A 26,981-nucleotide genomic window follows, 5' to 3' on the forward strand; every position below is an offset into this window, starting at 1 on the left:
GGCTAAGTTGCGAGTGGAGAGCATGGCAGACAAACAATTGGCACGAAGCGAGACTGCGGATTTCAACGTTCTGGCGGATGATGATCCTTTGGCAGAGCTTGCCCGCATTGTCGGCTATGACAACCGGCCCGCAGTTCAGCAGTTGCAGGAACTCGAGAGGCACCGCGAACTTGTTCGCAAGGAGCCGGAGATCAATCTCGAAGACGAACTGCTGCGCGAGTTCCACGTATACGATGCGCCAAACGAAGCCGTCCGCGCGCCTCAGCTGGTCGATGCCGTTGCCCAAGCAGCGCCGGTCGTCGAGCAGGCCCCTCTTGCCGTGGTTGCCGAGCCCGTTCGCGTCGAACCTGAATTGTCGTCTGTAAAGGCAGATCAGGAGACCGATGCTGCGCTTTCAACCGGTCAGCCGCTCGTTAAGCCGGCTGGCGTACCCGCGTCCGAATTGTCCTACGAGGCGATCGATCTCGAGCGGGAGCTTGAGATGTCGATCAGTTATGATGATTACTACGGTCAGAGCGAACCGGCAGCGGAGCCGGCTGCTGCCACACCGGTAGAGCATCGGATCGTTGACGCGCCGGCGGTCGAGCCGGAAAACAAGCTCGCCATCCCTGTTGAAACTACGCCTGTTGAAACTACGCCTGTTGAAACTGCGCCTGTTGAAACTGCGCCGGTCGAGAATGTGCTTGTCGAAACTGCATCTGCCGAGATTGCTCCTGTGGATGCTGTCCCGGTCGCCGGGGCGAAGGATCAGGATGCGGTGGCGCGGCAGGCCGATCCGGTGACGGTCGATGGTTCTGACCCGGGCAAGCATGCCGTGTCCCCATCGAATTCCGGCGATGTCACGATCGCTGCGGGTGATGCGCAAGGGATAGACGATCTCCTGGCCGATATCGAGCGTTTCCCGGTTCCGCCTTTGCCGGCTGCGAGAGTCGCCGCGGTTGCCGAACCTGTGCGCAAGGTCAATTATCCCTTCACGCCGACATTCAGCCGTGCGACACCGGTGGCCTCTGCGGGTGGTTCGCAAAAAGCATTTGCCACACCGCTTGCGGCAGTCCCGGTATCGCTGCCGGTCACCCCCGTTGTCGCCGAAACAGCCTCTGTCCCGGCCGAAATCATGGTATCGCCTGTCGTTACCGAAGCTGCGCCTCAGTTGAAGGCCGCCATCGACCAGGATCCCGACTTCGATCTCGATTCGTTCGAGCTTGACCTTTCCGAGATTGATCTGGCGATTGAGCCCGTGGAGTCGGCGCCGGTACAGCCGATGACCGCCACGCCTGCGCCCCTTGCTGTGGAAACCGTCGAAACGCAGGTTTTCGATGCACCGGTTGCTGATGATGACGATGCAGACATCGAGCCGGAGAGCATGCTCCCCTTTGATCCCGCAATGATCGCTGATTCGGAGGAGAACCCGGTGGCGATCACTGATCTCCATGTGCCGCAGCTTCCTGTCGTCGAGCAGGAGCGCCCGGTCGCGCATCACCCTGATTACGATCTCGATCTCGATGCCGAGATGGCCCAGCTCTTCGGCGCGCCGAATGCAAGTGTAGCGTCGAGCGGGAAAAACGGCCGGGATATCGGTGCCGCCGCCCTGCCGCATTCCTCTCAGGCGCAGCCTTCGGGACGGGCTTCCCCCGTAGAAGAAGATTTCGAAGAATTCGAAAAGGCAATGGAAGCCGATTTCAGGCTGTCGCTCAGCCAGCGCCATGAAACGGATCCGTCGCAGGATCGTCTCGCGGTTGGATCGGGCTATGTGGCCGACACACAGTATGACGACGAACGCCAGGGCCGCGGCAAGCGGCGTCTGGTGCTGATGGCCGCTACTGTGGCGGGTTTGGCGATCTTCGGCGGGGCAGGCGTCTACGCCTTTATGAACCATGACAGCTCAGCTCTCTCAGCCGGGGAGCCCAAGATCATTCTCGCGGACAAGACGCCGGTAAAAATGGTGCCGTTGGAAAAAGGCGGCAAAACCGTTCCCAACCAGGACAAGGCTGTCTATGACCGCGTCGCAGGTGCACAGGATCCTGGTCCCTCCCAGGACACGCTCGTTTCCTCCACAGAGGAGCCGATGGATGTGGTTCAGCGGACACTGACCCCGGAGAATCTCCCGTTGGAAGGCGCTGGCGAGGAGTTGCCGGGTCTGGCAGACGAAGACCAGTCCGAGCGTCTGTTGCCGGACGGGCAGTCGGCGGAAAACATGGCCAGCGATGACGCCGTCACGCCGGCGGTGGCGCCGCGCAAGGTGCGGACCATGATCGTCAAGCCGGACGGAACGCTGGTTGCCCGCGAAGAAACCGCGGTTGTACCATCGACAGAAACGGCTGCTGTTTCGGGGCGAGGCGACCCACAGGTCAAAACCGTAAAGACGACATCCATCACGGCCCCGGTGGAAACCGGCTCAACGCCGAAAGCGCTGTCTGAAGGCCAAGCCATCGAGCCGGCCCAGAAAACTGCACTTGAGGAGGCCGCGGCAGCCACTGTCGAGGAAGTCGCTCCCGTTCGCTCGGTCAAGACTTCGGCCGTTGCCGACCCGATCCCGCAGGCGCGCCCCGTCGAAGAGGCGAAGGTCGTGGATACCTTCAAAACCGAGCCCGCGCAAAAGCCGGTAGAAACCAAGCCGGTGGAGACCGCCGCTGTTGCTCCCGGCACCTACGTCATCCAGATCGCCTCGCTGCCCTCGGAGGCTGAAGCCCAGCGGTCCTTCAAGTCTCTGTCGGGAAAGTTCGGCGGCGTCATTAAGGGCAAGGGCGTGGATATCAAGAAAGCTGAAATCGCCGGAAAGGGAACCTATTTCCGGGTCCGCATTCCGGCCGGTACGCGGCAAGAGGCCAACGCACTCTGCTCGCGCTACAAGAGCGCTGGCGGCAGCTGCCTCGTCACGAAGTAAATCGCTCGAGCCAATTAAGAAGGCGCGGCACGACCGCGCCTTCTTCCGTTTTCGCAGCGATGGCTGTGAAGGATGTTTCCCTGCGCGAAAGGGCATTCGCCTTTGACCGCCGCAATCATTATTGTCCTGTCATGACCGAATCAAAAGCATTTATCTCCGGCTGCAAGGGCCTTGTTCTCACCGACGAAGAAAAGGCCTTCTTCGCGGGAGAGCGCCCCTGGGGTTTCATTCTCTTCGGGCGCAACATCGGCGAGCCGCAGCAGATTTCCGATCTCGTCGCCTCGCTTCGCGACAGCATCGGCAACCCCGATGCACCTGTCCTGATCGATCAGGAGGGCGGCCGTGTCCAGCGCATCAAGCCGCCGCTCGTTGCGCAATATCCGAATGGCGCGGCAATCGGCGAGATGTATTTGCGCGATCGCGACGCCGGGCTGAGGGCCGCCTGGCTGATGTCGCGTCTCCACGCTTTCGATCTCCTGCGTCTCGGCATCACGGTCGATTGCCTGCCGGTCCTCGACGTGCCGATCGAAGGTTCAAGCGATGTGATCGGCAACCGGGCCTACGGCTACGACCCGCGCGCGGTCGCGGAGATTGGCGCCGCAGCCGCGGCAGGCCTCAAGGCGGGCGGCATGCTGCCGGTCATGAAACATATGCCGGGACACGGCCGCGCCTTTGTCGATTCCCACCATAAGCTCCCGGTCGTCGAGGCTTCGTTGGCCGAGCTTGCCGGCAGCGATTTCCTGCCCTTCGTCGCGATGAAAGATGAACTCATGGCCATGTCGGCCCATATCGTCTTTACCGCGATTGACGCCGACAATCCGGCAACGACGTCGCCGAAGATCGTACGCGAAATCATCCGCGGCCATATCGGCTTCGACGGCCTGTTGATGTCGGACGATGTGTCGATGAATGCGCTTGCCGGTGATATCGAGACGCGCGCAAGGGGCATTGTTGCAGCCGGGCTCGATCTCGTCTTGCATTGCCACGGCATTATGGATGAAATGCTTCAGGTTGCCCGTGTCGTCCCGGAAATCGCCGGCGACACGCTGCGGCGCGTCAAGGCGGTGGAAGCCGGCTTCTCGAAGCCGGATCTGTCCGATGAGGCGGCGTTACGTGAAGAGTTTAACGGCATGATGGCCATCGTGTAGAGGCATCGGAGGCAAAGCGATCGTGAGCAACGCCGGCGACATGCAGAACAGACCGGCGGCAAGATCCACGATGGAGAGTTTGTGGCAGGAGGAGGGCGCCGACCGCGGCCTTCACGAGGAAGAACTCCTCGTTGATATCGCCGGTTTCGAAGGTCCCCTTGACCTTCTGCTGCATCTTGCCCGTCATCAGCGCGTCGATCTTTCCCGCATATCCGTGCTGGCGCTTGCCGAGCAATATATCGGCTTCATCGAGAAGGCGCGCAATATTCGCCTCGAACTCGCTGCTGATTACCTCGTCATGGCGGCCTGGCTGGCGTTCCTGAAATCGCGCCTGCTCATTCCGCGGCAGACGAAGGACGAGGGGCCGTCGGGTGAGGAGATGGCGTCTGCGCTGGCGTTCCGGCTGAAGCGTCTGGAAGCCATGCGCGATGCGGCGACCCGCCTCGTCAATAGAAACCGTCTCGGCCGCGACGTGTTTGCGCGTGGTGCTCCCGAGCATATTCCCGTGGAAAAGACCTCTGCCTTCGAGGCGTCCCTTTATGATCTCTTGAATGCCTATGCATCGCTTCGTCAGCGCGAGGCCGTCATGCAGGTGACGATCGAGCGGCGGCAGGTCTGGTCGCTGGCCGATGCACGGCTCGTGCTGGCAAGATTGATCGGCGATATGGTCGATTGGACGGCGCTGGACCATTTTCTGTTGCGCTACATGACGAGCCCGAAAGAGAGGGCGACGGCGATTGCCAGCTCCTTTGCCGCATCGCTCGAAATGGTGCGGGAAGGGCGGCTTGAGATCCGGCAGGATGGCGCGTTTTCGCCGATCTATGTTCGCCAGGGGCCGAACAAGCTGACACCCGAAGCGCTGGCCGAAGTGGAGGCCGGGCGTGATTGATCTGCAGAAGCACCTGCCGGGCCTTGCAGGTGAGGAGGCAGGTGATTCTGTGGCTTTGCCCGATCCGACCTTGGAAACGGAAGCGGAGCGAATAGCCGAAGCCTTGGTGTTCGCATCGGCGCAGCCCGTCGCCGAAGCTTATGTCGCAGCCCGTTTGCCCCGCGGCGCCGACGTTCACCGCATCATGCTCAGGCTGAAATCCATCTATGCCGGACGCGGCGTCAACCTTGTGCAAGTCGGCGATCACTGGGCCTTCCGAACAGCCGCCGACCTCTCATTCGTTGTTCAGACGAATGAGAACGAGGTGAGAAAGTTGTCGCGGGCAGCATTGGAGGTGCTGTCTATCATTGCTTATCACCAACCCGTCACGCGCGCTGAAATCGAGGACATCCGTGGAGTTCAGACCTCGAAAGGCACCCTTGACGTCCTTATGGAGGCTGGCTGGATTCGATTTCGCGGTCGCCGCCGGACCCCTGGCCGCCCGGTGACCTTTGGGACGACACGCGACTTTCTCGATCATTTCGGTCTGGAGGACCTCAGGGACCTTCCGGGGCTGGAGGAACTGAGGGGCGCCGGTCTTCTCTCCGGCCGCGTCCCTTCCAACTTTCGGATTCCCGTTCCGCTCAGCGAGGATGGGTTGAGTGATGATGAGGACCCGATCACGCAGCTCGATCTGGAAGAACTGGGCTTGCTGACGCCAGGTGGCGGCGATGGAGAGTAGCCGTCCCGGTTCCGCCGAAGTCTTCGGGTAACCATTGCGTGATGCACGGCTTTCCGTTAACGAGCGAGATGGATTGCCGTTTGAAAAAGATGCACGGTCATCTTAAACCGGACTACGGATTATACGGGAGTAAGAATATGGGTTCCTTTAGTATCTGGCACTGGCTGATCGTTCTGGTCGTCGTCCTGCTTCTGTTCGGGCGCGGCAAGATCCCGGAACTGATGGGCGATGTCGCCAAGGGCATCAAGAGCTTCAAGAAGGGCATGACCGAAGAGGATACGACCGCCGAAAAAGGCGTCGATGCAAAGACGGTCGAGCACAAATCCGACGAAGTGCGCTGATCGTGCATCATGGTCGAGGTCCGGTCGAAATGACCGGCCTTGCTGCGTTCCAGTGTCGTGGAGTTCCAATTCATGCTTGATGTCGGCTGGACAGAGCTCGTCGTTATTGCTGTCGTTCTGATTATTGTCGTCGGTCCAAAAGACCTGCCACCCATGTTGCGAACCTTCGGCAAGATGATGACGAAGATGCGCGGAATGGCGAGCGATTTTCGGCAGCAATTCGACGAAGCCCTGAAAGAGGCGGATCTCGACGATGTTCGCAAAACGCTGAGCGATGCGCAGAAACTCAACCCCGCGCACAGCCTGCGCGAGGCCATGAACCCGTTGCGGCAAATGGGCAATGAGATCAAGGCGGACTTGCAGAAGGCGACCGCTGTTGACGCAAAACCTGTCGAGCCGAAAGCTGGCGAACAGAAACCTGTCGAATCAAAACCGGCCGAGCCGTCGGTTCCGCTGGAAAGCAATACGAGTTCCGGTGCTCTTCCGAATGAGATAGCCGCCGCTGCCGTTGTGCCGCAGGAGCAGCCGGTCAGCAGTCCGGCGGTTGCACGGGCAATCGACGTACCGTCGATCCAGACGGAGACCGCCGTGCCAATCGCGGCGGAGCCGAAGGCCAAGCGCGCCAAGCCGAAGGTGGGCGATGCGGCGGCGGTCAAAAAGGCGGTGAAATCTGCTGAAAAGCCGGCAAAGCCGACCAAGAAAAAGGATGACGCATGAGCGGCGAGATCGAAGACAAGCCCCAGCCGCTGATCGAGCATCTGATCGAGCTTCGGTCACGGTTGATTTGGGCGGTTGGCGCGTTTTTCATTGCTTTTCTGGTATGCTTCTATTTTGCCAAGGCGCTGTTCGACTTTCTTGTCCAGCCGTTCAAATGGGCCGTCCAATGGGCTGGCCTCGATCACCGTGCGGTTGAGCTGATCTATACGGCACCCCAGGAATTCTTCTTCACGCAGATCAAGGTGGCGATGTTCAGCGCCATGGTGCTGGCCTTCCCGGTGATTGCCTCTCAGGTCTATAAATTCGTGGCGCCCGGGCTCTACAAGAACGAACGGGCAGCCTTTCTGCCGTTCCTTGTCGCATCGCCGCTTCTGTTTCTTCTCGGTGCGGCGCTGGTCTACTTCTTTTTCACGCCGATGGTGATGTGGTTCTTTCTTGCCATGGAGCAGAGCGGCGGCGAAGGCGAGGTTTCCATCCAGCTGCTGCCCAAGGTTTCGGAGTATCTGAGCCTGATCATGTCGCTGATCTTTGCTTTCGGCCTCGTGTTTCAGCTGCCGGTCGTCACCACCCTTCTGGCTCGGGTCGGCTTCGTGACGTCGCAGGGGCTAAAGGAAAAGCGCAAATATGCGATCGTTATCGCTTTCGTCGCGGCGGCGATCCTCACTCCGCCCGATCCCGTATCCCAGATCGGTCTTGCCCTTCCTGCCATCCTTCTCTACGAGATTTCCATCTATACCGCCCGACTCGTGGAACGGCAGCGGGCTCGCAACGCAGCGGCTCGCGAGGTCGCCGAGGCGGGCAAGGACGCCGGCTGACGCGACATTGCGCGTTCCTCCGTGCGTCCGGGCCTCCCATGTCTCGACAAGCAGGATCTGAACGAACATGCTCGATATCAAATGGATAAGAGACAATGCAGCAGCGCTGGATGCGGCGCTTGAAAAGCGCGGCGGGGAGCCCCTGTCGGCGGCGTTGATTTCCCTCGATGAAAAGCGCCGCTCCCTTGTCCAGTCGCTGCAGGAGATGCAGTCGCGCCGCAACGCCGCTTCAAAGGAAATCGGCGCTGCCATGGCGCAGAAAAACGGCGAGCTCGCCGAAAGGCTGAAGACGGAAGTCGCCGAACTGAAGACGACCATGCCGGCTCTCGAGGAAGAAAGCCGGGCCTGCGATGCGGAACTGGCCGATGCCCTGTCGCGTCTTCCGAACATTCCGTTCGACGATGTGCCTGTTGGCCGCGACGAAAGCGGCAATGTGGTCAAGCATCTGAATGGCCAGAAGCCGGGCTGGAACCACCGTCCGAAGGAGCATTTCGAAATCGGCGAGGCGCTGGGCTGGCTGGACTTCGAAGGTGCTGCAAAGATTGCCGGCGCGCGTTTCACCATCGTCAAGGGCCAGCTGGCGCGCCTCGAGCGTGCGCTTGGCCAGTTCATGCTCGATCTGCACACAGGCGAGCACGGCTATCTGGAAGTCCAGCCACCGCTGATGACCCGGGACGAGGCGATGTATGGCACCGGCCAGTTGCCGAAATTCGCAGAAGATCTGTTCAAGACAACCGACGGCCGGTGGCTGATCCCGACGGCTGAGGTACCGCTGACCAATATGGTGCGCGAGCAGATCCTGGACATGGACGCGCTGCCGCTACGCTTCACCGCGCTCACTCCCTGTTTCCGTTCGGAAGCCGGTTCTGCAGGCCGCGATACGCGCGGTATGCTGCGCCAGCACCAGTTCAACAAGGTAGAGCTGGTTTCGATCACCGACGCGGACAGCTCGGTGGATGAGCATGAACGGATGACGGCCTGTGCCGAGGCGGTGTTGCAGCGTCTCGGCCTGCACTACCGGGTCATGACGCTCTGCACAGGCGACATGGGTTTCGGCGCACGCAAAACCTATGATCTCGAAGTCTGGCTGCCGGGGCAGGATACCTACCGGGAAATCTCCTCCTGCTCGGTCTGCGGCGATTTCCAGGCACGGCGCATGAACGCGCGCTATCGGACCAAAGACGAGGGGCTTAAATTCGTTCACACGCTGAACGGTTCGGGCACTGCCGTCGGGCGGGCGCTGATCGCGGTCATCGAAAACTATCTGAACGAGGATGGATCGATCACCGTCCCGGACGTATTGCTGCCATATATGGGTGGCCTGACGAAGATCGAAAAAGCTGGCTGAGCCTTGGCCTGCTGGGGTAGGGGTTGGAGATGCGCATTTTACTGACGAACGACGACGGCATCCATGCCGAAGGCCTCGCCGTTCTCGAACGGATCGCCCGAACGATCTCGGATGACGTCTGGGTCGTGGCGCCTGAAACAGACCAGAGCGGTCTTGCGCATTCGCTTACACTGTCCGAACCGTTGCGCCTGCGCCAGATTTCCGAAAAACACTTCGCATTGCGCGGCACGCCAACCGATTGCGTCATTATGGCGGTACGCAAGGTGCTGGACGTCAAGCCGGATCTCATCCTCTCCGGCGTCAATGTCGGCGCCAACATGGCCGATGACGTTACCTATTCCGGGACGATCGCAGGAGCCATCGAGGGCACGCTCCAGGGGATCCGGTCCTTTGCCCTGAGCCAGGCCTACCGCCATGCCGATGGCCCTTATGTGCCCTGGGACGTTGTCGAAACCCACGCGGCAAGACTGTTGCGCAAACTTATGACGGTCGATCTGCCCGACGGGACGTTCCTCAATCTCAATTTTCCCAATTGCGCTGCAGATGAGGTTGCTGGAACCGAAGTGACCTCACAGGGCAAGCTTGATTTCGGGTTGACGATCGATGAGCGGTCCGATGGGCGAGGACACCCCTATTTCTGGCTGCGTTTCGGCGAGAGATTTGGCGATTTCCGGGCCGGCACGGATATTCATGCGGTCCGCGAAAATAAGATTTCGGTCACGCCGCTGAAGCTCGACCTGACGGACTATGCCGTTCAGGACCGCGTGGCGCAGGCTCTGCTGGATGGAGATGCGGTTTGAATTCCCGCATCGCCGATCGGGAGGGCTATGCCGCACTGTTCCTGCGTCTTCGTGGCGAGGGAATCTCGAATGCGGAATTGCTGAATGCCGTCGAGCAGACGCCCCGCGCGCTCTTCGTCCCGCCGCAATTTCAGGACGATTCCCATTCCTCACGCTTGCTTCCGTTGGACTGCGGCGCCTTCATGGAGGGATTTGATTTCGCCGTGCGTCTGCTGCACAGTCTGAACGTCCGGCCTGGGCAGCGCGTACTCGAAGTTGGCACTGGCAGCGGTTTCACCGCTGGCGTGATGGGACGCATTGCCGAGCGGGTTCTGACAATCGACCGGTACAGGACGCTGGTCACCGGCGCGCAGAAGAACCTGGAAAAAGCAAGCATCCGAAATGTCGTGGTCCGGCAGGCCGACGGCAGCATCGGTCCGGCCGGCGAGGGGACGTTCGACCGCATCCTTATCACGGCGGCATTTTCCAGTCTGCCCCGGGTGTTTTCCGACCATCTCGTCTCGGGCGGAACAATGGTGGTGCCGATCATGATGAGCGAAACCCAATGCCGCATCGTCCGTCTGAGCCGCACCGGCAGCAGGTTCGACCGCGAAGACCTGTTCGAGGCCCCTTACCTTCCGATCGTGCCGCAGGTCGCATCTTTTCTCTGACCTGACACCGGTCGATGCGGATAAAACGCTGGGGAATGGTGATTCCGCCGTCGCTGGATATCGAGCTTGTGATGCCTTGCTCAAGGTGTCGCAGACAAGATGCGGCAAACCCGTCTGTTAACAAATACTTAACAAAGGTCAGCCTCACGCAAGCTTTGGAGCCTAACGCAAATTACGTTCGCACTCGGGGGCATTCCAACTTCAGATCGGTGCGAGGTCCGGGCGTAACGGCGCAGGAGACGGCAGATGCAGATTGTAAACAGACTGGCATCCGGGGCAGCAGGGGATGGCTTGGCCCGTCTTCCCGGTCGTACCGAAACCCAAATCACGACAAGCGATCTGGAAAACGCCGTTTCACCGGCAAGTTTCGGCAGCGGCTACGATCCTTCGTCGAGAGTGGCGCTGTCCGCTGAAGCCTTGCTTTTCCTGGGGCGAACCAGACGCGTCCAGGAAAAATATCCGCCCTTGACGAAAGAGGAATGGAGCAATCGCCTGTCGCCGCAACTCGCCGCGCGAGAATATCAGGAATTCGGCAAATACAGCGAAACGGGCGATCATAAGGCCTATTACCGGGCCTTCATAGAATATTTCGACAACCTGCGCGTCGAGGATCAAAACAGCCTGCGCTATTTCGGCACCCGCGATGCGGCGATTGCCGGCGCGCGGTCGCTGGAATATGATGAGGAAAGCGGCCTCGACAGCGGTGGCGGTTTCCAGACGCTCGTCAGTGTAATTCTCGACACGGACAAGCTTCAGTCGGAATTCACGGCGGCGCAGCGTACGGGTGAGCTTCCGGCTGGCGACAGTTTCGGATGGGATAGGGGCACGATCACGTATGAAGACGTGTCCCAGAGCCGAGGCGCTTTGTCGGAAATCGAAAAGTTCTATCAGGAAAATTTCTAGAGCCTTCCCCGCCTTATACTGATTGCTATCGACGCCGATGCCGCTGAGCGTCGTCCTGACGTGAAGCTGGCTCTGCTTCGTTCCCCGCCGTGGCGGCGGCGATCATGGTTATCAATTCATCAAAAAAAGCGAGACACAGCCCGGTTTTAACTGCGCGGTAACTCTAATGCGTTTTAATCGACCTACACAAAGTTGCGTCCCAAGTAGGTAAGCGTCATGCGTATCAGAGTTTCGTCAAGTGCAGGGAAATCCGCAGTCCGCCTTTTTGCGGCAGTGTTGCTGGCGAGTGTCGCGACAGGGTGCAGTTCCGATGCGAGCCGCTTTGGCGGGCTCTTCTCCCGGTCCGATAATGTCACAACCAACTCAATTTCCAGCGGTGGCGGGGTTTCCCTTCCGCGTGGCGATATCCAGGGTTCCGGCATGGCGCAGATGCCTGTGGATCAATCCGGCCGCGGTGCGATCGTTGATCAACCTTTCCCCGATCCGGTCAATACGGCGTCGACGCCGGTCTCCCGGGCACGCGAGGCGACGACCCCGATCGATGTTCAGCGCAATGTTCTCGTAGAACCACGGTCCCGCGAAAGGTCGCTTGACCAGCCCATCCCCGTTTCCGGCGATAGCGCAAGAGCCGTGCAGACGCCCAGAACCGAAAAGACGTCATCCGACACTGGCAAGGGTGGCTGGTCGACGGCAAATGCCCCTGCGGTCCTCCTGCGCCAGGGCGATACCATCGCCGGTCTGTCGAAGCGCTTTGGAGTTCCGGAAAAGGAAATCCTGAAAGCCAATGGTTTGAAAACGGGCGCTCAGGCTGAGCCCGGCCAGCGGATTATCATACCGACATTCGGTGTTGCCGGCAGCGCCGCCAAGGCATCGGCTTCCAACCAGGCGGCAAGCCTTGATGTGGACAAGCAGAAAAACGCGCCGATGAAGCCAAGCGACCGCGACGTCGCGATCTTGCCGGGTCAAAGCCAGTCCCGCGAAAAAGGAACCAATCGCACGGACATGACCGCCGGAAAGCAGCCTGTTGCCGGCGAGGGCGACAAGCCGGGCAGCTACACGGTCAAATCAGGTGATTCGCTGAACCGGATTGCGAAGGCGAACGGCGTCGCGGTGGAGGATCTGCGCAAGGCAAATGGTCTGACATCAGCGGCAATCCGCGTCGGCCAGACGCTGAAGATTCCGAGCGGCTCGTCGTCTTCTCCGGATCAGGTGGTCACCGCATCGGTGCCGGCCAAGAAGATGGCTGTAAAGCCTGAAACGAAGATGACCAAGGTCGAGGAGGCAAAACCTGCCGAATACAAGGCGCCGGTTGCCAAGGAATCGGTCACGGAAGTCGCGTCCAAGGACGATGGTTCGGAAGAATCGCCAAAGGCCACCGGCATCAGCAAATATCGCTGGCCCGTGCGCGGCCAGGTGATTGCGGGATACGGCGCCAATGTCGAGGGAAGCCGCAATGACGGCATCAACATCTCCGTTCCGGAGGGTACTCCGATCAAGGCTGCCGAAAACGGGGTGGTCATCTATTCCGGATCGAGCCTGAAGGAGCTTGGCAACGCGGTTCTGGTCCGTCACGACGACGGCACGGTAACGGTCTACGGCAACGCCTCCGAGCTTAAAGTACAGCGCGGCCAGAAGATCCAGCGTGGCCAGACGCTGGCGGCGTCCGGCATGAGCGGCACGGCGGTGCAGCCGCAGGTGCATTTCGAAGTGCGCAAGAATGCAAGCGCCGTCAATCCAGCGACTTTTCTCGAATAGGACGCAGTGTCTTTGACAAGAACCCAGACCGAGAAGCTTCGCCGCTCTCCCGATTTTTCTACGTCAGCTCTATTTTCGTCCTCAGCCGTCCGGCAAGGTCCTGTATGAACTGCCAGGCGACGCGTCCGGACCGCGCACCGCGGGTCGTACTCCATTCCAGCGCCTCGGCATGCAGACTGGCACGGTCATAGCTCAGCCCGAAATGGGTGGCGTAGCTGTCGATCATTTCCAGATAATCGTCCTGGCTGCATTTGTAGAAGCCGAGCCACAGTCCGAAGCGATCGGAGAGCGAGACCTTTTCTTCGACCGCTTCGGACGGATTGATCGCCGTTGATTGCTCATTTTCCATCATGTGGCGGGGAAGAAGATGGCGGCGGTTGGAGGTCGCGTAGAGCAGCACGTTTGCGGGCCGCCCCTCGATGCCGCCATCGAGCACGGCTTTAAGCGACTTGTAGGACGTATCGTCGTGGTCGAAGGACAGGTCATCGCAAAAAACGATGACCGGCGCCGGCGCTGATTTCAGGATCTCCATAAGGAGAGGCAAGGTTGCAATGTCCTCGCGGTGGACCTCGACAAGTTTCACCGGCACCCCCGTTTCCCGGGCAATGCTGGCCTGCACCGCCTTGACGAGGGACGATTTTCCCATGCCGCGTGCGCCCCAGAGCAGCACGTTATTTGCCGGAAATCCTTCGGCAAAACGGCGTGTGTTGTCAGCGAGGATATCGCGGACATGATCGACGCCGCGGATCAGCGCCAGATCGACCCGGTTCGGTCGCGTCACCGGCTGGAGGTGGAGCCGCTGTGGCGTCCAGACGAAGCACTCTGCCGCCGCCCAGTCGTTGGAGGCGGGCGCCGGGCCGGCGATGCGTTCGACGGCGGCCGTCAGCCGGCGCAACTCGGCGATCAGAATGTCGATTTTCGTATCCGGCATGCAGCAACCTCATGGAACGCGACGATCGTGGCGTCTGGCGGTTCATGGCTAGCATGACGACCGTTACGGTAAAAGCCGTGAAACCTTTGAGAAAGAGCTTCTCCCATGGCCGATTTCCTGTAAGACGCACTTGGAAAAATCCGGATTTGCAGAGTGTTGCGCAGACCCCAGCAATTCTTATATTCCGGCAAGCTGAACATGGCCTTTCGGACGCAGATCCAAACGCCTACCCAAACGCATACAAGGAGTGACTGATGTTCATTACCGAGGCTTTCGCACAGACGGCACCCGGAGCAACCGCCGGCGGCGCCGATATCCTGATGTCGATCCTGCCGTTTCTTCTGATTTTCGTCGTCATGTACTTCCTGATCATCCGGCCGCAGCGGGCTAACATGAAGCGTCGCGAGGAGTTGTTGAAGAATATTCGTCGCGGAGACCAGGTGGTGACCAGTGGCGGCATCGTCGGCAAGGTCACAAAGGTCGTCGATGATAGCGAACTGGAAGTCGAAATTGCTGACGGCGTGAAGATTCGTGTGGTACGCAGTGGTGTATCCGAAGTCCGCGTGAAGGGTGAACCCGTCAAGGAGTGAGCCAGCCAGGGAGGCCGGATACAAGACCGGCCACCTGAAACGACAGACCTTCGAGAGCCATATGCCCTATTTGTCCCGCTGGAAGACCATTACCGTCTGGCTCGTCGTGCTTTTGAGCATCTTGGTGGCTCTGCCGAATGCGCTTCCGAACGGGGCTCTGGACAGTCTGCCGGGCATGCCGAAAAAGCGGCTTATGCTCGGTCTCGATCTTCAGGGCGGATCGCAGATCACGCTGAAGGTCGAGCGGGAAAACGTCATCGCAACGCGCCTTGCAGAGGTTGTTGCGGATATCGGCAACCGGCTTCGCTCTGCCAACATCGCCTATTCGGGTCTTTCGGGAACCGGACAGGATATTCAACTGAACCTCGGCGACCCCGGGCGCGTGCAGGCGGCCCAAGCGGCGCTCAAGCCGCTGACGAACCCTGTCGAGACCGGGGGGCTGACAAAGAAGACGGTGACCGAGCTGACGCTGACGGGTTCTGCCGATGGGACCGTGAGCGCCGACCTCACCGATGAAGGTATTGATTATCGCGTGGCTATGACTGCCGCCGCCGCGGTTGACGTTCTGGGCCGCCGCTTGACCGATCTTGGTGCGGAGCAGCCGCGGATCAGGCGACAGGGAAGCGAGCGCGTTGCGATCCAAATTCCCGGCCGTTACGATCCAGAGCAACTAAAATATATCCTCAGTCAGGCGGGAACGCTGTCGTTCCGGACGATCGACATGTCGATGCCAGTCCAGCAGGCCGTCGATGGACAGCCGCCCGTCACTTCGGAAGTTCTCTATTCCGCCGACGATCCGCCTGTTGCCTATCTTGTGCACAAGCAGCCCGTCATTTCCAATGTGGATATTACCGACGCCATCGCAGCGATCAATGCGCAATCCGGCAATTCCGTCATTAATCTAACGCTCGGCGCCGAGGGAAGTCAGCGCCTCGCCGAAGCCACTGCGGCTGCAACGGGGATGACCCTTGCGGTCGTGCTTGATGGAGCCGTTATCGCGACCCCGCTCGTGCGCAAGGCGATCACCGAAGGAACCGTACAACTGGCTGCCGAAATGACGCCGGAAGGTGCCGGCGACCTGGCGCTCCTTCTGCGCGCCGGGGCCTTGCCGAGTCCGTTGACGATTGTCGAGGAGCGCTCGATCGGCGCAGGGCTTGGCAGCGATTCGATCCATTCCATTCTTATCGCCGGCGCCTTCGGCGCTGGTCTCGTCATGGTTTTTATGGTTGGCTTCTATGGTCTGTTCGGCGTTGTCGCCAGCCTAGCCGTCGCCTTCAACGTGATCATGATCGTTGCTGTGCTGTCCGCGACCGGCCTGGCACTGACCTTGCCCGGTATTGCCGGCATTGTGTTGACGATCGGCATGGCTGTCGATTCGAACGTTCTGATTTATGAGCGCATCCGGGAAGAGGTTCGTCATGGTAGGCCTCTGAGGGAAGCGTTCGATTTCGGGTTCGCCCGGGCCTTCGCCGCCATCGTCGACGCGAATATCACCACGCTGATCGCCGGCGTCATCCTGCTTTTTCTCGGAACCGGTTCGGTGCGCGGTTTCGCAGTCACGCTTGCGATCGGTATTGTGACGACGCTTTTCACCGCTTTCACCCTGACACGCGTCATGCTCGACGTCTGGCTTGAGCGGAAACGACCGAAATATCTTCCGGACGGCATTCGCACCGGTGTCTTCGATGGCGCGGCCTTCCGCTTCATGGCGGTGCGCAATTATGTCTTTTCCCTGACGGCCGCGCTTTCGGTGGTCAGCATGCTTTTGTTCGGCGCTCTGGGGATCAATCTCGGTATCGATTTTTCCGGCGGCTCGGTCATCGAGATGAAAGCCCGGGAGGGCAATGCCGACATCGCGGATATTCGCGGCAGGCTTGAGGAACTGAATATCGGCGATGTCACGGTTCGTCCCTTCGGCTCGCCACAGGACGTGGTGGTACGAATTCATTCCCGCGAGGGTGGCGAAAATGCCGAACAGACATCGGTTCTTCTGGTTCGCGGCGAACTGGAGGATGCTTATGACATCCGCCGGGTCGAGGTGGTTGGCCCGTCCGTTTCCGGCGACCTGACTACGGCTGCGACGCTTGGCGTTCTGGTGTCCCTTCTGGCGATCCTCATCTATATCTGGGTTCGGTTCGAATGGCAGTTCGCCGCAGGTGCCATCGTTGCGACATTGCATGACGTGCTGCTGACGATTGGCCTGTTCGTCGTCACCGGAATGGAATTCAACCTGACAAGCATTGCAGCCTTGCTCACCATCGTCGGTTATTCGCTGAACGATACGGTTGTCGTCTATGACCGTATACGCGAGAATCTGAGACGGTTTCCCAAGATGCCTTTGCCGATCCTGATCGATACGTCGATCAATCAGACGCTGTCGCGAACGATTTTGACTGGCGCAACGACAATGCTGGCGCTGGCGGCACTGTCGCTCCTGGGCGGCGAGGCGATCCAGTCTTTCGCCGTCGTCATGCTGTTCGGCGTCGCTATCGGCACGTTTTCGTCCATTTACGTCGCCGGCCCCGTGCTTATCCTTTTCAGGTTGCGGCACGGCACGAGAGGCGGGGACACCGCAAAGGCCGCCGACCGTGAAACGCATGCCGCGGAAGGGACACAGTAACCGTGCGCAAGCCGAGAGAACGCCTGAGCGCACATTTTCCTGGCCGTGCGCCGATCGACAGTTACGGAAATGGCGGGTTTCGTTTCGCCGATATGTCCCATCGGGGATCGCTGCTCATGCTTCCCTCCGGGATCTACGGCTGGGATATGGCGGAAGGCGATCCTTTAACACCGGATGATTTTCACCGCGTCATCGAGGAAGCCGCCGACATCGAAGTGCTGCTTGTGGGAACGGGCAAGGATATCCGTCCTTTGCCGAAGGATATCAAAGCCATGTTCCGCAATGGCAGCATATCATCGGATCCGATGAGCACGGGGGCGGCGGTCAGAACCTATAATATCATGCTTGCCGAATCGCGTGCGGTGGCCGCCGCCTTGATTGCCGTCTGACATGGTGACGTCGTCCGACGCAGCGGCCCCGCAGACCGCGTACGATTTCAGCCTGGCAGCGCTCCGCGCCAGCGACCGCGACCGCTATCTTGCCTGTCTGCTCGCGCCGCCGGACAAGCGCGGGCCTCTCGCCGCCCTCTACGCCTTTTACGCCGAGATCGCCCGCGTCAGGGATGCGGTGCGCGAACCGCTACCCGGCGAGATCCGCCTTCAATGGTGGCGCGATCTGCTGGACCAGCCGGATGGCAAGGGCGGCGAAGGCAATCCGCTCGCCCAGGCCCTGCTCGTCTGCATCAAAGACCATAAGCTGCCCGCCGCCGTCCTTCAGGATATGATCGACGCCCGGATCTTCGATCTGTACGACGATCCGATGGAAGACCGTTCATCGCTTGAAGGATATGCGGGGGAAACTGCATCCGCCCTGATCCAGCTCGCCAGTCTTATCCTCGATCCGGGCCAGGCACAGCAATCGGCGATGGCAGCCGGTCATGCGGGGGTGGCCCACACCATCGCCGGACTGCTGATGCTTTTGCCGCTGCATCGGGACCGCGGGCAGCTGTATCTGCCGCTCGATCTTCTGGCCGCCACCGGGCTGGATCGCGATTCTTTTCTGGCTGGTGAGAATGATGCGGCAATCACCCGCGCGATTGGCGCCTTCGCCGGGCTTGGCCGCGACCATCTCTCAAAAGCGCGGCTGGCCGCGACGCACGTGTCCAGGCTCAATCGGTTTGCCTATCTCGGCCTTTCCATTGCCGAGCCGGTTTTTGAGCGGGCCGAACGCGCCGGATCGAAGCTCCTTGCAAGGTCCATCGTGCCGCCGCAATGGCGCAGACAGTGGTGGATGTGGAAAGCTGCGCGCAGCGGCCGATGGTAAGCATCCGGCAACACGCTGTCAGCCACGGACATTGGCGCGAGTGTCTTAGTCTGCGATAGTGACCGTTCAAACGATCGAGAAAGGGATCTGGTACAATGATTTGGCCGATCATCATCGTCTGCATCCTGCTTGTCGCTATCTTCTACATGAAAATGAAACAGCGGGCCGAAAGCGAGAGTTCAGGGCCGGACGCCGGATTGGCGATCCTGGATTTCGGCCGGGCTTTCCCTGATGAAGCGATCCGGGCCATTCATTCGACCATTGATCAGAACGCCTATTTCGTGCGCCTGCACGACGGCAAGGCTGGGTTCATGCTGTCCCACGGAAAGCATTATATCTGTCATCTCATCGAAGCCGGGAAGGTGAATGTTTCCCAGGCGCCCAGCGGTCGCGGCGTGACCGTCCGCTTCACCGATGTTCCCAATCTGGACGGAACCTACGAATTTGCGACTTCCGAAATCGCCGCGGAAGTATCGCTTTGGCTGCTCGGAAGTTTTCAGCCCAGGCTCGGCTCTCCTGCCGGCAGTTCCCCATAGCTTGCTTTCAGCCATGCGGCACAATCGTCGAGCGCCCTGGCGGCGACGAGCTGTTTCTTCATCACCGTCTTGTCCTTGCCGCGAAAGCGCTTGACGCCGTCAGGCTTGGTGATGGCGCCCGGCTCCAGCAATGGGAAGAGGCCGAAATTGATGTTCATCGGTTGAAAGGAGCGCTTTCCCGGTTCGTCATCCGAGACGATGTGGCCCCCCGTGATGTGGTTGAGAAGGGATCCGAACGCCGTTGTGGCAGGCGGCAACGGCAATGCGTCGCCTTTCCGTTCGGCTGCCGCAAACCTGCCGGCCAGGAGACCGATGCTGGCGCTCTCGACATAACCCTCGCAGCCGGTGATCTGACCCGCGAACCTCAAGCCTGGTCTGGATTTCAGAGTGAGGGAGCGGTCCAGCAAAGTCGGTGAGTTGATGTACGTGTTGCGGTGCAGGCCGCCGAGGCGCGCGAATTCGGCCTTTTCCAGTCCCGGGATCATCCGGATCACATCCATTTGCGCGCCGTATTTCAGTTTGGTCTGGAAACCGACCATATTATAGAGCGTGCCCAACGCGTTGTCCTGGCGTAGCTGCACCACGGCATAGGCCTTGACCGTCGGATTATGGGCATTGGTCAAGCCCATCGGCTTCATCGGGCCATGGCGGAGCGTTTCGCGGCCGCGCTCGGCCATCACCTCAATCGGCAGGCAACCGTCGAAATAGGGCGTGCCTTCCCATTCCTTGAAGCCTGTCTTGTCGCCCGCGATCAAAGCGTCCACAAAGGCGTTATATTGCTCCTCGGTCATCGGGCAGTTGATATAGTCCTTGCCCGTGCCGCCTGGGCCAACCTTGTCGTAACGCGACTGGAACCAGCAAATATCCATGTTGATACTGTCGGTATGGATGATGGGTGCGATCGCGTCGAAAAATGCGAGAGCGTCGGCTCCTGTCTCAGCTTGGATGGCGCCTGCCAGCGAGGGTGCTGTGAGCGGACCGGTGGCGACGATCGCCTGGTCCCATTCTTTCGGAGGCAGACCCGACACTTCTTCGCGGATGACGGTGATCAGCGGGTGACCCGTTATTGCCGCGGTCACGGCCTCTGAAAACCCTTCGCGGTCCACGGCGAGCGCGCCGCCGGCCGGAACCTGATTTCGGTCGGCTGCGGCCATGATCAGCGAGCCCGCCAGACGCATCTCGGCATGCAGCACGCCGACCGCGTTGCTTGTGGCGTCGTCCGACCTGAAGGAGTTGGAGCAGACCAGTTCGGCAAGGCTGTCGCTCTTGTGAGCTTCCGTGCCGCGGACGCCGCGCATTTCATGAAGAACGACCGGAATACCGGCATTGGCGATCTGCCAGGCAGCTTCAGAGCCGGCAAGACCGCCGCCGATAACGTGAATGGGGGAAAAAGATCTGTCTGTCATGTGCCGTCTTTAGAGCAAGGCGCGCACGAAGGAAACCGGCTCGCGTGGTCGCCGAATCAAAAACGGCGCTCAAGGCGCCGTTTTTCCATGTTCGATGGTCGCGGGCCTGCCGGCCCGATCCGATTAACGGAAGTTACGCGAAGCGATGTTGCGGATCTCGAAACGGGTGATCCCGATATCCGAAAGGGCGTGGTTCGAGAGGTTGCCGAGTTCGGCAACGGTGCGGCGGTAGTTGATCCAGCTTTTAGCGATACGAATCGGGTTCATAATAGGTTCCTCGGACAAATCAAAGCGCGTGGCAGAAATTGCCTGCGTTGTTGAAAACCTTATACGCTCCGCCACGTAAAAAATGGAGTGCAAAGAAGATGCATCTGCCATGCATTTGTGCAATGCGTTGCTCTTATTGTAAGCATGTCGGACTTATGACTAAAAGCGCATCATCGGTTAACAGATCCCTTCCACACGCCGGGCTCAGGTTGAAGCACTGAGGAATCCAAACCCACGGGTGAAATTCCGGGGGATGAGCAACATTTGTGGCTTACCGCAGGAAAGAACCGATCTGGCACAACGACACCACGACATCGACAGGCCAAAAAAAACGCCCGCCGACGGAGCCGGAGAGCGTTTTGGGTTACAAAGCTGGCCGGAGTCGGCCAAGCCTGTTTTTGAATTACTTGACTGCCTGGCGAGCAACGTAACGGATATCGCCACGGCCGATGCCGAGGTCGTTCAATTCGCGGTCGCTCATGCGGCCAAGTTCGTTGCAGGTCTGACGGTATTTGCGCCAATTGTTGAACGAGCGGGTGATGTTCATGATGTCGAGCCTTTCTGGTTTGTGCGCCGGCTTTCCGGCTTCAATCTGATGGGCTGACTATACGCCTTCCATCACGGGGGCGACAGAGATAATGGTGCATCGCACCCATGCGCCTTCTGCAACCCTTGATCAGAAAACGGCGGTACTGATGAAATTTTGTGCATCAATCCAGTGGGCAGATCTATTCTGCCGCAATGACAACGATACCCGCCAAGGGAGCAGATCCGGCGCGTGTCGCTTGTCATGATCGACAACCGGGAGGGAGGGATGTTGCCAATGCCATCGGGAACGCTGGAGTAGGAGTGTGCGCTGCTTCGAAGCTGAGGCCGCTATAGGCCGTCGCCAGCCTCGAGGAACAGTTCGAAGAAGGAATGGCACCTATGTGCGTCCCGCATGGCTTCCTAAGCGAATCCCTTGGCTCGCGATGCGAAAAAACGCCTGCCGGGGGGAGGGGTCCGGCAGGCGTTAGAAACAGACAAGCTGTGAGGGCAGTGTTGCCTGTCGAAACGGATGGTCGTCCATGCGAGTTCAAGGCTGCCTTGAAGCAGTTTATTTAAACAACGATGCAGGCACCTTGCCCGCTCTATCAAAAGTGCCGTCGATAGCAATCTCGTACGGTCGTGATATGACTGCAGAGATATTGAATGGGGCTATAAATCATGTACCGGGGACGGATAGAGCGCGATTTTAATCTATGGATTTCCAAAGGCCTGCTCGAGCCGGCAGCAGCGCGGTCAATGCTGGCGGAATATGATGGCCGGGAGAGCGTTTTCAGTGTCGGCAAGGTGTTGTTGAGTCTGGCAGCCGTTCTGCTCTCCGCCGCAATCCTCCTTCTCGTGGCCGCCAATTGGGAGGCCATACCGCGGCTGGTGCGGGTCTGCGGCATCATCGCGCTTCTCTGGACGTTCCATATGTTGGCCGCCCTGTGCCTGAGCCGCGGAATGCGCGGTCTCGGCGCGGCCCTGCTGGTGCTGGGCACGCTGACATTCGGCGGCGCTATCGCGCTGGTTGGACAGATGTATCACCTATCCGGCGACGCGGCCGATGCCTTGCTCGTCTGGTTCGCGGGCGCCTGCCTGTCGGCTGTAACCTTCCGCTCGGCCTCCGCGACGGTGATTGCCGGATTTCTGGCCTGGGCGGTTTTCGGGCAGCTCGTTTCCGATAACGACGCAACGCTCAGCGGCAACGGCTATATCTACGTCGTGCCGTTTCTTATCGTGATGGTCATAGCACTGGTGCGCTATACGCACGCAGGCGCTGCCCGCCATCTGGCCTATATGCTGGCGCTTGCCTGGCTTGGATGGTTTTACGTTGAATTGCCCGAGCCTTGGTTGGCGGCTCTCCTGTTCGGATTGGGCTTGATCGTTTTCCTGGGTGTCAGCCTGCCGGCGTCGCCGCTATATCGGTTCGCGACCGAAGCTGGCGCCGGACCCGGATTTTACAGCTTCGCGCTGGCGGTGCTGGGGCTTGTGGCGCTGCATGCCGAGGCCGATGGCATGGGAGAGGAGACACCGCTGGCGGCGCTGACGCTTGCCGTTGCCCTGGGCGGTATCGTATTGGCGGGACGCATGAACGGCGCTGTCCGCTTTCTCGGCTACACCGTTTTTGCCGTGGAAATACTCTATCTGGCATCGGTGACATTGGGCACGATGCTTGGAACATCAGGGTTCTTCCTGGTTTCCGGTTTCGTCGTGGCCGCCGTCGCATGGGTGGTGATCCGGCTGGAGCGGCGGCTTGCCGCAAAGACCGTTGAGGAGGCGCACGCATGATGAACAGACCTGCCCGCCGCTTCGTCATTGCCGGCATCGTTGTCGCGCTGCTGCAGACCGCCTTCATCGGCTACATGATCGAAAGCCGCGCTTCCATCCTGCGCAGCGGCATCGATGTCGTGCTGAAGACGATACCGGTCGATCCCCGCGATTTTTTGCGCGGCGATTACGTTATCCTGGCCTATGACGTCTCGGTCGTTCCAACGGACAAGATCAGCGGCGGTCTGCCGGCGGAAGCCACCGACGCACAGCTCGCGGTGCGGCTTGAAAAGCGGCAGGACGGCTTCTGGACTGTTTCTGAAGCATCCTTCGGTTCCCTCGCGCCCAAGGAAGGCAGCGTGATTGTCCGCACGGCACCTTTCTACTACTACCCGGCGACGGAACCTACCCGGTCGACGCTCAATGTCGAATACGGCATCGAGCGCTACTATGTTCCGGAGGGGCAGGGCAGGGTGCTTGAGGAAGCCCGCAATGCTGAAGCACTCTCGGTGACGGCGGGCGTCGACGACGCGGGCCGCATGCAGATCCGCTCGATCGCCATCGACGGAAAGCCGGTATACGAAGAACCGCTTTACTGAGATGTTGGACCGGCTGGGCGGATCACGACAGGAACGTGACGGCAAGCGCATTTTTCCTTTGATCCGTTGGAAACGGATGATATAGAGACGCCGCGCTCGGGAACGACCTGAACCCGGCGCAGGATGTGCCATGGCTGAAACGCTTGGCGTTTTCTGTGCCGATGCGAGCAGGTGCTGCGGACTCTGAACGCGGGTATGGTGAAATTGGTAGACACGCCAGATTTAGGTTCTGGTGCCGCAAGGCGTGGGAGTTCAAGTCTCTCTACCCGCACCAGAATGAAGCGACGCCCAAGGCCGGCCTTGGCGTCGATCGATACGACAGCGCCATTTTGCTTGCAAAGCGGTGACTGATTTGCGTAAAGCCACTCCCGGCAAATGGATCGGCTCGCTTGTGGAAACACCGACAGAGCCCCGTCAACGTGAAATGAAGGTTTGAACATGCAGGTTATCGAAACGCTCGCTGAAGGGCTGAAGCGCGAACTCAAGGTCGTCATTCCGGCCAAGGATATGGAAGCTCGGATGAACGAGCGTCTTGAAGATGCCAAGGGCAAAGTCAAGATCAACGGCTTTCGCCCGGGCAAGGTGCCCTTCGCGCATCTGAAGAAGATGTACGGCAAGTCGATCATGGCGGAGCTCGTCAACGAGCTGGTTCGCGAAAAGCCGACCGAGATCCTGTCGGAGCGCGGCGAAAAGTCGGCGACCCAGCCGGAAATCGCCATGACCGAGAATGAGGCCGAAGCCGACAAGATTCTCAACGCCGAAGCGGATTTCGAATTCACGCTCGCCTACGAGATCATCCCGACCATCGAGCTGAAAGATACCAGCGGCATCAAGGTGACCCGCGAAGTCGTCGATATCGACGAAAGCGAAGTGACCGAGCAGATCCTCAAGATCGCTGAAAATGCCCGCACCTACGAAGCAAAGACCGGCAAGGCTGCCAATGGCGATCGTGTGACGATCGACTATCTCGGCAAGGTCGATGGCGAAGCCTTCGACGGCGGCAAGGACGAAGACGCCGAGCTGGTGATTGGCTCCAATCGTTTCATCCCTGGTTTCGAAGAGCAGCTCGTCGGCCTTGAGGCTGGCGATGAGAAAGTCATCACTGTGACCTTCCCTTCTGAATATCCGGCGGCGAATCTCGCCGGCAAGGAAGCCACCTTCGATATTACCGTCAAGGAGGTTGCCGCTGCTGCCGAAGTCGAAATCAACGACGATCTCGCGACCAAGCTCGGCCTCGAATCGGCTGACAAGCTGAAGGAAGTCGTCCGCGGCCAGATCGAAAGCCAGTACGGCTCGATGACCCGTCAGAAGGTCAAGCGTCAGATCCTCGACCAGCTGGACGAGCTCTATCAATTCGACACGCCGCAGCGCCTCGTCGATGCCGAGTTCGACAATATCTGGCGGCAGATCAACACGGATCTCGAGCAGGCCGGCAAGACCTTTGCCGACGAAGACACGACGGAAGACGAAGCCCGCGTCGAATACCGGAAGCTGGCAGAGCGCCGCGTGCGCCTCGGCCTCGTTCTCTCCGAAATCGGCGAAAAGGCCGGTGTTCAGGTGACGGACGAGGAAATGCAGCGGTCCTTGTTCGAACAACTGCGCCAGTTTCCGGGTCAGGAAAAGCAGATCATCGACTATTTCCAGAAGACCCCCGGTGCAGCCGCCTCGCTGCGCGCGCCGCTCTTCGAAGAAAAGGTCGTCGATCACCTGCTCTCCGAAGTAAACGTCACCGACAAGACCGTCAGCAAGGAAGAACTGCTGGCCGACGACGAGGACGAGAGCGCCGAATCGAAGAAGGCAGTGCCTGAGAAGAACGCTGCTGCAAAGGCTGAAGGCGCGGAAGTCACTGAAGTGGCGGAAGCCGCTCCGAAGAAGAAGGCGCCCGCCAAGAAAAAGGTCGCCGACGACAGCGCCGAGTAAACTTACCACCACACAAGTACAGAGAAGGCCGTCCTTTTGGGGCGGCCTTCTCTGTTTATGACGTTAAAGATTTAACGAATGGAATGTTGCCACTATTGCTCCTTGACCAAGACCAGAGAAAGCAGAACACGCATCTCTTGGGAACGGTCTTGCCGTCGTACTTACACTTTAGCGGTGACCTCACCCATGCGGTTGCCGGCGTCGAGGCCGGCGATCTTGTAGGCTTCGGCGAGAGTCGGGTAGTTGAAGGTGTTCTCGACGAAATACTCGACGGTGCCCTTCAGGTTGAGCACCGCCTGGCCGATGTGGACCAGTTCGGTCGCGCCTTCGCCGACGATGTGGACGCCCAGCAGGCGGCGGGTCTTGAGCGAGAAGATGAGCTTCAGCAGCCCCGATTCCAGACCCATGATATGGCCGCGGGAGGTTTCGCGAAAACGGGCGATGCCGCATTCATAGGGAATGCCGCGCTCCTTGACCTCTTCTTCGGTGAGGCCGCAGGTCGAAATTTCCGGAACCGCGTAGATGCCGTAGGGAAAGAATTTCGGAGGTTCCTTGGCAATGGCGCCGACGGCGACGCGGGCCGCGATCCGGCCCTGTTCCATCGAGGTGGATGCCAGGCTTGGAAAGCCCACCACGTCACCCGCGGCATAGATGTTCGGAACGGCTGTCTGGAAGGTTTCGGGATTAACGCTCAGCCGGCCGCGGTTATCGGCTTCGAGGCCGGCTGCGGCAAGGTTGAGGCTGTCCGTGGCACCCATGCGGCCGGCAGCGAACAGCACCATCTCGCAAAGGATGATGCGGCCGCTGTCGAGCGTGATCGAGCATCGGCCATCGGGTGTCCGTTCCACCTTTTCAGCCTTTTGGCCGAGATGAAGTTTCATGTTTCGATCGCGGAGCTGATAGGTGAAATCCTCGACGATTTCCTTGTCGATGAAATCGAGCATGGTCGATTTCGGATCGATAAGCGTGACCTGCGTATCCAGCGCGCTGAAAATCGTCGCATATTCGATGCCGATAACGCCGGCGCCGATGACGGCCATGGAGCGGGGCAGGTCCTGGATCTCCAGAAGCTCGTCGCTGTCGAGAATGGTTTTCCCGTCGAAGGGAATATAATCCGGGCGAAATGGTTTGGTGCCGACGGCGAGCAGGATGCTGGTCGCGGAAACATGGATGACCTCCCCGTCCTCCTTGACAATCTGCATCGTCTTCGGATCCACGAAGCTGGCCTTGCCGCGAATGTGCTGGACCCGGTTGCGGGCGAACTGGTGCTCGAGAACCTCGACCTCGTGATCGAGCGTGATCAGCAGGCGGCGGCGCAGATCCTCCGCGCTGATTTCCTGCTTGACGCGGTAGGCGCGCCCGTAAAAGCCGCGCTCGCGCCAGCCGGTCAGGTTGAGGGCCGTTTCTCGCAGGGTTTTCGAGGGAATGGTGCCCGTGTGCACGGAGACGCCGCCGACGCGTTTCCCTTGCTCGATCACGAGAACCTTCTTGCCCAACTTTGCAGCCTGAATGGCGGCCCGGCGCCCCGCAGGCCCGCTGCCGACAACCACGAGATCATATTGGTTCATGAGGGTTTCCGATGA

Annotated in this window: 25 protein-coding genes and 1 tRNA gene; 21 read left to right on the forward strand and 5 right to left on the reverse strand. The window is 59.8% G+C overall.

Annotated elements, in window-relative coordinates; translation table 11 throughout:
- The first annotated feature begins 22 nt into the window (after window positions 1-22).
- The 12 genes from PY308_RS10860 to PY308_RS10915 all read left to right on the forward strand — a co-directional run bounded on the left by PY308_RS10860 (window position 23) and on the right by PY308_RS10915 (window position 12,971).
- A complete protein-coding gene (locus tag PY308_RS10860; RefSeq protein WP_275782333.1) occupies window positions 23-2,884 on the forward strand; it encodes an SPOR domain-containing protein in 2,862 nt (953 codons plus the stop codon).
- 131 nt (window positions 2,885-3,015) lie between these two features.
- Complete coding sequence (gene nagZ, locus PY308_RS10865) at window positions 3,016-4,032, forward strand: beta-N-acetylhexosaminidase (protein WP_275782334.1); 1,017 nt, start codon at window positions 3,016-3,018, stop codon at window positions 4,030-4,032.
- A 40-nt stretch (window positions 4,033-4,072) separates the two neighbouring features.
- Window positions 4,073-4,921 (forward strand): segregation and condensation protein A, encoded by an 849-nt coding sequence (locus PY308_RS10870; RefSeq protein WP_434064252.1) that lies wholly within the window; start codon window positions 4,073-4,075, stop codon window positions 4,919-4,921.
- Window positions 4,922-4,934: 13 nt separating this feature from the next.
- Window positions 4,935-5,642 carry an SMC-Scp complex subunit ScpB gene (gene scpB / locus PY308_RS10875; protein ID WP_434064253.1) on the forward strand — a complete coding sequence of 236 codons (708 nt, stop codon included), beginning with the start codon at window positions 4,935-4,937 and terminating at the stop codon, window positions 5,640-5,642.
- A gap of 137 nt (window positions 5,643-5,779) precedes the next feature.
- Window positions 5,780-5,983, forward strand: coding sequence for a twin-arginine translocase TatA/TatE family subunit (locus PY308_RS10880; RefSeq protein ID WP_275782337.1), 204 nt, complete (start codon window positions 5,780-5,782; stop codon window positions 5,981-5,983).
- 72 nt (window positions 5,984-6,055) lie between these two features.
- Window positions 6,056-6,700 (forward strand): Sec-independent protein translocase protein TatB, encoded by a 645-nt coding sequence (gene tatB / locus PY308_RS10885; RefSeq protein ID WP_275782339.1) that lies wholly within the window; start codon window positions 6,056-6,058, stop codon window positions 6,698-6,700.
- The gene (gene tatC, locus PY308_RS10890; RefSeq protein ID WP_275782341.1) at window positions 6,697-7,515 is read left to right on the forward strand and encodes a twin-arginine translocase subunit TatC; all 819 of its coding nucleotides are present in this window, start codon (window positions 6,697-6,699) and stop codon (window positions 7,513-7,515) included. The genes tatB and tatC overlap by 4 nt, the downstream gene beginning before the upstream one ends.
- 67 nt (window positions 7,516-7,582) lie before the next feature.
- Entirely contained in the window at window positions 7,583-8,863 is a 1,281-nt protein-coding gene (gene serS / locus PY308_RS10895) for a serine--tRNA ligase (protein WP_275782343.1), read from the forward strand.
- 29 nt (window positions 8,864-8,892) lie between these two features.
- The gene (surE, locus tag PY308_RS10900) at window positions 8,893-9,663 is read left to right on the forward strand and encodes a 5'/3'-nucleotidase SurE (RefSeq protein ID WP_275782345.1); all 771 of its coding nucleotides are present in this window, start codon (window positions 8,893-8,895) and stop codon (window positions 9,661-9,663) included.
- Window positions 9,660-10,313, forward strand: a complete 654-nt coding sequence (locus tag PY308_RS10905) for a protein-L-isoaspartate(D-aspartate) O-methyltransferase (RefSeq protein ID WP_275782347.1) — start codon at window positions 9,660-9,662, stop codon at window positions 10,311-10,313. The genes surE and PY308_RS10905 overlap by 4 nt, the downstream gene beginning before the upstream one ends.
- Window positions 10,314-10,559: 246 nt before the next feature.
- Window positions 10,560-11,216: a biotin biosynthesis protein BioC gene (locus tag PY308_RS10910; protein WP_275782348.1), complete on the forward strand. Its 657-nt coding sequence runs from the start codon at window positions 10,560-10,562 to the stop codon at window positions 11,214-11,216.
- Window positions 11,217-11,432: 216 nt separating this feature from the next.
- Window positions 11,433-12,971, forward strand: coding sequence for a LysM peptidoglycan-binding domain-containing M23 family metallopeptidase (locus PY308_RS10915; protein ID WP_275782349.1), 1,539 nt, complete (start codon window positions 11,433-11,435; stop codon window positions 12,969-12,971).
- Window positions 12,972-13,029: 58 nt separating this feature from the next.
- Here the strand turns inward: PY308_RS10915 and PY308_RS10920 are convergent, their stop codons facing one another.
- Window positions 13,030-13,902 (reverse strand): ATP-binding protein, encoded by an 873-nt coding sequence (locus tag PY308_RS10920; RefSeq protein WP_275782351.1) that lies wholly within the window; start codon window positions 13,900-13,902, stop codon window positions 13,030-13,032.
- 254 nt (window positions 13,903-14,156) lie between these two features.
- Between PY308_RS10920 and yajC the strand changes: the two genes are divergently transcribed.
- From yajC to PY308_RS10945, 5 genes are all read left to right on the forward strand, one after another.
- On the forward strand, window positions 14,157-14,492 hold the full coding sequence (yajC, locus tag PY308_RS10925; RefSeq protein ID WP_275782353.1) for a preprotein translocase subunit YajC: 336 nt from the start codon (window positions 14,157-14,159) through the stop codon (window positions 14,490-14,492).
- 61 nt (window positions 14,493-14,553) lie between these two features.
- Window positions 14,554-17,112 carry a protein translocase subunit SecDF gene (gene secDF / locus PY308_RS10930; protein WP_275782355.1) on the forward strand — a complete coding sequence of 853 codons (2,559 nt, stop codon included), beginning with the start codon at window positions 14,554-14,556 and terminating at the stop codon, window positions 17,110-17,112.
- 2 nt (window positions 17,113-17,114) lie between these two features.
- Complete coding sequence (locus tag PY308_RS10935; protein ID WP_275782357.1) at window positions 17,115-17,501, forward strand: Mth938-like domain-containing protein; 387 nt, start codon at window positions 17,115-17,117, stop codon at window positions 17,499-17,501.
- 1 nt (window position 17,502) lies between these two features.
- Complete coding sequence (locus PY308_RS10940; protein ID WP_275782359.1) at window positions 17,503-18,375, forward strand: phytoene/squalene synthase family protein; 873 nt, start codon at window positions 17,503-17,505, stop codon at window positions 18,373-18,375.
- 95 nt (window positions 18,376-18,470) lie between these two features.
- Window positions 18,471-18,911 (forward strand): hypothetical protein, encoded by a 441-nt coding sequence (locus PY308_RS10945; protein ID WP_275782362.1) that lies wholly within the window; start codon window positions 18,471-18,473, stop codon window positions 18,909-18,911.
- Here PY308_RS10945 and trmFO read toward each other — a convergent pair.
- From trmFO to PY308_RS10960, 3 genes are all read right to left on the reverse strand, one after another.
- Window positions 18,872-20,317: a methylenetetrahydrofolate--tRNA-(uracil(54)-C(5))-methyltransferase (FADH(2)-oxidizing) TrmFO gene (trmFO, locus tag PY308_RS10950; protein ID WP_275782364.1), complete on the reverse strand. Its 1,446-nt coding sequence runs from the start codon at window positions 20,315-20,317 to the stop codon at window positions 18,872-18,874. The two genes, PY308_RS10945 and trmFO, sit on opposite strands and share 40 nt — an antisense overlap.
- A gap of 123 nt (window positions 20,318-20,440) precedes the next feature.
- Window positions 20,441-20,584: a DUF1127 domain-containing protein gene (locus tag PY308_RS10955; RefSeq protein WP_350339832.1), complete on the reverse strand. Its 144-nt coding sequence runs from the start codon at window positions 20,582-20,584 to the stop codon at window positions 20,441-20,443.
- 403 nt (window positions 20,585-20,987) lie between these two features.
- A complete protein-coding gene (locus PY308_RS10960) occupies window positions 20,988-21,131 on the reverse strand; it encodes a DUF1127 domain-containing protein (protein WP_275782365.1) in 144 nt (47 codons plus the stop codon).
- Between the two features lie 659 nt (window positions 21,132-21,790).
- Here PY308_RS10960 and PY308_RS10965 point away from each other — a divergent pair.
- The 4 genes from PY308_RS10965 to tig all read left to right on the forward strand — a co-directional run bounded on the left by PY308_RS10965 (window position 21,791) and on the right by tig (window position 25,398).
- Window positions 21,791-22,900 carry a DUF2157 domain-containing protein gene (locus PY308_RS10965; RefSeq protein ID WP_275782367.1) on the forward strand — a complete coding sequence of 370 codons (1,110 nt, stop codon included), beginning with the start codon at window positions 21,791-21,793 and terminating at the stop codon, window positions 22,898-22,900.
- Entirely contained in the window at window positions 22,897-23,478 is a 582-nt protein-coding gene (locus PY308_RS10970) for a GDYXXLXY domain-containing protein (protein WP_275782369.1), read from the forward strand. Before PY308_RS10965 ends, PY308_RS10970 begins: the two co-directional genes overlap by 4 nt.
- A gap of 189 nt (window positions 23,479-23,667) precedes the next feature.
- Window positions 23,668-23,752 (forward strand) — tRNA-Leu (locus PY308_RS10975).
- Between the two features lie 164 nt (window positions 23,753-23,916).
- Window positions 23,917-25,398 carry a trigger factor gene (tig, locus tag PY308_RS10980; RefSeq protein ID WP_275782371.1) on the forward strand — a complete coding sequence of 494 codons (1,482 nt, stop codon included), beginning with the start codon at window positions 23,917-23,919 and terminating at the stop codon, window positions 25,396-25,398.
- Window positions 25,399-25,559: 161 nt separating this feature from the next.
- Here the strand turns inward: tig and sthA are convergent, their stop codons facing one another.
- A complete protein-coding gene (gene sthA / locus PY308_RS10985) occupies window positions 25,560-26,966 on the reverse strand; it encodes a Si-specific NAD(P)(+) transhydrogenase (RefSeq protein WP_275782372.1) in 1,407 nt (468 codons plus the stop codon).
- Window positions 26,967-26,981: the final 15 nt, after the last annotated feature.

It is taken from the genome of Pararhizobium gei (assembly GCF_029223885.1).
GTDB lineage: Bacteria > Pseudomonadota > Alphaproteobacteria > Rhizobiales > Rhizobiaceae > Pararhizobium > Pararhizobium gei.

Excerpts from the sequence above, each read along its gene's own strand:
- PY308_RS10860 (WP_275782333.1), top strand. The coding sequence starts at position 23 with ATGGCAGACAAACAATTGGCACGAAGCGAGACTGCGGATTTCAACGTT.
- nagZ (WP_275782334.1), top strand. The coding sequence starts at position 3,016 with ATGACCGAATCAAAAGCATTTATCTCCGGCTGCAAGGGCCTTGTTCTC.
- PY308_RS10870 (WP_434064252.1), top strand. The coding sequence starts at position 4,073 with ATGCAGAACAGACCGGCGGCAAGATCCACGATGGAGAGTTTGTGGCAG.
- PY308_RS10880 (WP_275782337.1), top strand. The coding sequence starts at position 5,780 with ATGGGTTCCTTTAGTATCTGGCACTGGCTGATCGTTCTGGTCGTCGTC.
- tatB (WP_275782339.1), top strand. The coding sequence starts at position 6,056 with ATGCTTGATGTCGGCTGGACAGAGCTCGTCGTTATTGCTGTCGTTCTG.
- tatC (WP_275782341.1), top strand. The coding sequence starts at position 6,697 with ATGAGCGGCGAGATCGAAGACAAGCCCCAGCCGCTGATCGAGCATCTG.
- serS (WP_275782343.1), top strand. The coding sequence starts at position 7,583 with ATGCTCGATATCAAATGGATAAGAGACAATGCAGCAGCGCTGGATGCG.
- surE (WP_275782345.1), top strand. The coding sequence starts at position 8,893 with ATGCGCATTTTACTGACGAACGACGACGGCATCCATGCCGAAGGCCTC.
- PY308_RS10910 (WP_275782348.1), top strand. The coding sequence starts at position 10,560 with ATGCAGATTGTAAACAGACTGGCATCCGGGGCAGCAGGGGATGGCTTG.
- PY308_RS10915 (WP_275782349.1), top strand. The coding sequence starts at position 11,433 with ATGCGTATCAGAGTTTCGTCAAGTGCAGGGAAATCCGCAGTCCGCCTT.
- PY308_RS10920 (WP_275782351.1), bottom strand. The coding sequence starts at position 13,902 with ATGCCGGATACGAAAATCGACATTCTGATCGCCGAGTTGCGCCGGCTG.
- yajC (WP_275782353.1), top strand. The coding sequence starts at position 14,157 with ATGTTCATTACCGAGGCTTTCGCACAGACGGCACCCGGAGCAACCGCC.
- secDF (WP_275782355.1), top strand. The coding sequence starts at position 14,554 with ATGCCCTATTTGTCCCGCTGGAAGACCATTACCGTCTGGCTCGTCGTG.
- PY308_RS10940 (WP_275782359.1), top strand. The coding sequence starts at position 17,503 with ATGGTGACGTCGTCCGACGCAGCGGCCCCGCAGACCGCGTACGATTTC.
- PY308_RS10945 (WP_275782362.1), top strand. The coding sequence starts at position 18,471 with ATGATTTGGCCGATCATCATCGTCTGCATCCTGCTTGTCGCTATCTTC.
- trmFO (WP_275782364.1), bottom strand. The coding sequence starts at position 20,317 with ATGACAGACAGATCTTTTTCCCCCATTCACGTTATCGGCGGCGGTCTT.
- PY308_RS10955 (WP_350339832.1), bottom strand. The coding sequence starts at position 20,584 with ATGAACCCGATTCGTATCGCTAAAAGCTGGATCAACTACCGCCGCACC.
- PY308_RS10960 (WP_275782365.1), bottom strand. The coding sequence starts at position 21,131 with ATGAACATCACCCGCTCGTTCAACAATTGGCGCAAATACCGTCAGACC.
- PY308_RS10965 (WP_275782367.1), top strand. The coding sequence starts at position 21,791 with ATGTACCGGGGACGGATAGAGCGCGATTTTAATCTATGGATTTCCAAA.
- PY308_RS10970 (WP_275782369.1), top strand. The coding sequence starts at position 22,897 with ATGATGAACAGACCTGCCCGCCGCTTCGTCATTGCCGGCATCGTTGTC.
- tig (WP_275782371.1), top strand. The coding sequence starts at position 23,917 with ATGCAGGTTATCGAAACGCTCGCTGAAGGGCTGAAGCGCGAACTCAAG.
- sthA (WP_275782372.1), bottom strand. The coding sequence starts at position 26,966 with ATGAACCAATATGATCTCGTGGTTGTCGGCAGCGGGCCTGCGGGGCGC.